At 37.3% G+C, this 1,991-nt stretch carries 1 protein-coding gene and 1 pseudogene; one reads left to right on the forward strand and one right to left on the reverse strand.

Going from position 1 to position 1,991, the window contains the following annotated elements; genetic code table 11:
• Positions 1 to 1,107, forward strand: a 1,107-nt coding sequence (locus QTO00_RS18870; protein WP_331426129.1) for a hypothetical protein, incomplete at its 5' end; no start/stop codon positions are given.
• Between the two features lie 786 nt (positions 1,108 to 1,893).
• Here QTO00_RS18870 and QTO00_RS18875 read toward each other — a convergent pair.
• Positions 1,894 to 1,991 (reverse strand): annotated as a pseudogene (locus tag QTO00_RS18875) (IS5/IS1182 family transposase); the annotation flags it as partial.

Below are 1,991 nucleotides of genomic sequence, written 5' to 3' on the forward strand. Positions count from 1 at the left end.
CTGCTAACTATTCAGTTTTTTATTATCCTAAAATCAATGCTCTACGACATCTTTGACAAAGCTAAACCTCATGAATGCCCCATAGGCCATCAAAATCCTGAAATATGTCCATGCTCAAGCTGTCAAGACGCTAAGCGCTTTGCCGAATCAGATGCAGCACTAAAACGTGCAACCGCAAAAAACTTTGCTCCAACAGGCTCTTTAGTACCTGCAAAAATAGCTGTTGAGAAAGAAGAAGTACGAACAGAAACACCAAGAGCAAAAATTGAGAGACAGAGAAAAGAGAGGTACCAGGAGCGAGACAAAGAGTGGGACCAGATCAAGCGTAATTCCTATCAACAAGCATATAACTTAACAGAAAAAGAATGGAACGATGATTTACAAAATGACCTTAGAAAATATCTAGAAGAACGACATACACAAGTTTGTATTTTAAGTGTTGATGATGCAGCTAAGTGCGCCTTAAATATCTGGAATCAAAAAAAAGAAGATGGTGAAACAATCGGCAGCAAAGTATTAGGCATTTTAGGTGACCTTCATTCAAAAATCGACGTAGGAGTTGGCCTTGTTACTGCGGTACAAGTCTCAAGTGCTTTGGGCGGCCTTGGTGTTACTGTTAAACAATATGTTGACGTAAAAGGAATAGAAAGAATCGTAATTTCAAGCATTTGGAATGACCCAAAAATGCACTACGCCATTGTCAACGGGTTGAACATTAAAAAGAATCATCCTTACAGAATTACCAACCCAACAGTTAAACAACTCGGTGTTTTAGCCGAAGATACTGTAAATGGTTTTAAGAAAGGCGCAGTCTTAAGCTTAATTGTTTCTGCAACTATCAATACAAATGAGCTAGTGTTTAACGACGCCTACCATTTGGTCGACTGGTGTGGAAGTATGGGAAGTGACTTATTCAAAGTAATGACATCATTGACCGCAAGTGCTGGAATCGTATCTCTTTTTGTTTTATTTAGTATTTCTGTTCCAATTGTTGCGAGCTTCCTCATTTTCTTATTAGTTGATTCTGCGATAAGTTATTTTTGGGAAGAGTTTAAAGTTGAAGATGTGCTGATTAACGAGTTGAAAGAGCTAGCTAATGATAAATAAGATGATTTCAGTTCTTGGGGTGCTTATGTGGCTAACGCTAATGCCCTTAATCTTATGTTTACTCCTTAGAGATTTCTACGCCGTTTTATTTCTAACAAACAAAGAGTTATATGTGAGTTACTCTTTTGGGTTAATACCTTTTTTGTTCTTTTGTATCCTATTTACATTCGCAGCCGTTTTTTCATTGTTAACTAATCGAGAACAGAGATTAAAGTCATTCATAAAAAGGCGCTTTAGTAAAAATGGACTCTTATTACTGATTGCATTTACGATATGCTTGGGCTTATCAAGTAAACCATTTTTGGGAAAATACTTAATTGAACATGGATATGAGCATACTCAGCCCGAAAGTATAGAGAAGTCTTTTAACAAAGATTTCTTTATCCTAAAAAAATGATCCCGCGAATATGCCTTTAACTGGATGTATTAGCTCATCCGCCGGGTCATCGTTGCCCTTATTCTTCAATAAACCCCTACTATGCCAACAACAGCAGTATAAGAAACAAACAAGATTGAGCCATATCTCTAATTGCTTTAAAACTATATAGATAAAGAGTGACTAACTGCATTTTCACCGATAATGTAACTAACAAGACACGCAACATGTGGTGTATGGGATAGGTAAGTCATACCGTCGAAACTGTACAGAGTACTTACCTTGAGCATATTCGATTTGAAAAGAGTAGTTTATCTTAGATGGTGATTAAAACAGGCAGTTTGAATAGCCTAAGGCCTTTTGTTGCGTAATTCAGACGAGAAACCAAACCTCCTAAAGTTGAGCGACTTTTATACAATATACTGAGTTTCAGGCATACCAAGCCCTGTAAGTTTGTTCAGTGCTTTGATCATGGCGTAAGTCTCGCCAACCTGAGCGTTGTAATTTC

The sequence above is a fragment of the Vibrio sp. M260118 genome, assembly GCF_036533755.1.
Taxonomy (GTDB): Bacteria; Pseudomonadota; Gammaproteobacteria; order Enterobacterales; family Vibrionaceae; genus Vibrio.